This window comes from Ellagibacter isourolithinifaciens, from assembly GCF_008831035.1.
Taxonomy (GTDB): Bacteria; Actinomycetota; Coriobacteriia; order Coriobacteriales; family Eggerthellaceae; genus Ellagibacter; species Ellagibacter isourolithinifaciens.
Window position 1 is genome coordinate 1 of sequence record NZ_WAJR01000057.1, and the last position, 1,859, is coordinate 1,859.

The following is a 1,859-nucleotide window of genomic DNA, read 5'->3' on the forward strand; positions in this document are numbered from 1 at the left end:
CGCGCTGGCCGTGGCGCTCGGCGTGTTCGGGGCCGTGCTCGCCGTCGCCGGGCGCCTGCCGCTCGGGCCCGCTCCGCTTGCGGCCGCCTGGGCGGGCATCGTGCTGGGCAGCCTGCCCCTCTACGCGCTGGGGCTCGGCGTGGCCCTGCGCCTCGGCCGCAACGCCGCCATCGGCGCCGGCGCGGCGGGGATGCTCCTCGCGTTCTTCTCAGTGGGCGGACTTGCGCACGGCCTCATGACCGGCGAGCTCACCGGTGCCCTGGCGACGCCCCTGAGCTGGGTGCCGCTCGCCTGGCCCGCGCGCCTGGGGTCGCTCGGGGTAGAGGCCTTCATCGACGTCGCACGCGCGGCGGGACCTCTCCTCACGACTGCGCTCGCTGGCCTCGTGCTCACCCTGGCAACCGCCGCCGTCCTTATCGCCTGGTTCTGCCGCTTCGAGGACGGGAGGGCAGATGCGTAGGAAGCCGCTCGCCGCCGTGCTCGCCCTCCTCTCCGCAGCGCTCGTCGAAAGCTCCGGCTCATCTTCTTCGGGCGGGAGTCGGACGGCGAGGGCTGGCTCGAGGTCGAGGCGCGCGGCGGCTCGGGCGTGCGCTACCGCGCGTGCGACGCGGCCGAAGCGCCCGCGGCTGCGCGCGGGGCTCTGGACCGCTGAGCGCGGCGCTAGTACAATGCCGACGGGAGTTTCAGGAGGTCGAACATGGCGAGGATACTGGCGGTGGATGATGAGCGGGCGATCCTCGACGCGCTCGCGCGCGTCCTCGGCCGCGACGGCCATGAGGTCGTCAAGGCAGCGGACCCGACGGCGGTCCCGGGGACGGACCTCTCGCGCTTCGACCTCGTGCTCTGCGACGTCATGATGCCGGGGCTCGACGGCTTCGAGCTCGTGCGGCAGATCCGCCCGGACTTCGACGGGCCCATCGTCTTCCTGACCGCGCGCGTGGCCGAGGAGGACGCCGTGGCCGGCTACGGCCTGGGCGCCGACGACTACGTCCGCAAGCCCTTCGGGGCCGCGGAGCTGCGCGCCAAGGTCGCGGCCCATCTACGCCGTGAGCGCCGGCCGCGCTCGCACGCCCTCTCCTTCGGGGAGGTGCGGATCGACCTCGGGGCGCGCGGCCTCGCCGTGGGCGGCGAGGCCGTGCCGCTCACGCCCACCGAGTACGCCATCTGCGAGTACCTCGCCCGCCACCCCGGGCAGGTCATGAGCCGCGCGCAGATCCGCGAGGCGGTGCTCGGCTGGGAGAGCGACGCCGACGACGCGGCCATATCCATGCAGGTCAGCCGCGCCCGGAGGAAACTCTCCGAGGCCGGCGCCGACCCGATCGCGACCGTCTGGGGGATGGGGTACAAGTGGCAGCTCTGAGGACCGGGGCGCGAGGTCGCGGGGGCATGCCGCTCTCCTTCGTCATCGCGCGCTACTTCGCCTACGCGTTCGCGGCGGTCGCCACGGCGTGGCTCGCCTCGTTCATGGCGCTCTCCGCGGCGATCAACGCGGGCTTCGTCTACGAGGCAAGCTGGGGGCCGGCCAATGCGCGCGAGGTCGCGGAGGGCCTGGCACGCGACGGCGTCTGCGGGCAGCAGGACGTGCCGACGGCGTACCGCTACCTCATCCTGAACAAGGACGGATACGTGCTGATGACAGACCTCGAGGGCACGCGGCTCGAGGGCGCGGCGGAAATGGCCCGTGCGGCACTCGCCGCGGATCCGGGCACAGTGGAGATCGAGGGCGGGGGCTCGGGCCTCACCTACGCCGCGTTCCCGCTCAAGGGCGGCGGGGCCTGCGCACTCGTCAGCGAGTACCTGCCGCAGTGGGTCTCGCGCGACCTCGCCGGCCTGCTTCCCAACCCGCAGAACCTCATGCT

The 1,859-nt window shown here is 73.5% G+C and carries 2 protein-coding genes and 1 pseudogene; all 3 read left to right on the plus strand.

Annotation, left to right across the window (positions count from 1 at the left end; all coding sequences use genetic code 11):
- Nucleotides 1–460, plus strand: a 460-nt coding sequence (locus tag F8C90_RS11060) for an ABC-2 family transporter permease (protein WP_484488903.1), incomplete at its 5' end; no start/stop codon positions are given.
- Between the two features lie 237 nt (nucleotides 461–697).
- Nucleotides 698–1,360 carry a response regulator transcription factor gene (locus F8C90_RS10705; protein ID WP_158050490.1) on the plus strand — a complete coding sequence of 221 codons (663 nt, stop codon included), beginning with the start codon at nucleotides 698–700 and terminating at the stop codon, nucleotides 1,358–1,360.
- 26 nt (nucleotides 1,361–1,386) lie between these two features.
- Nucleotides 1,387–1,859, plus strand: a pseudogene (locus F8C90_RS10710) (hypothetical protein); the annotation flags it as partial.

Coding starts and splice junctions, on each gene's coding strand:
- F8C90_RS10705 (WP_158050490.1), top strand. CDS start 698: ATGGCGAGGATACTGGCGGTGGATGATGAGCGGGCGATCCTCGACGCG.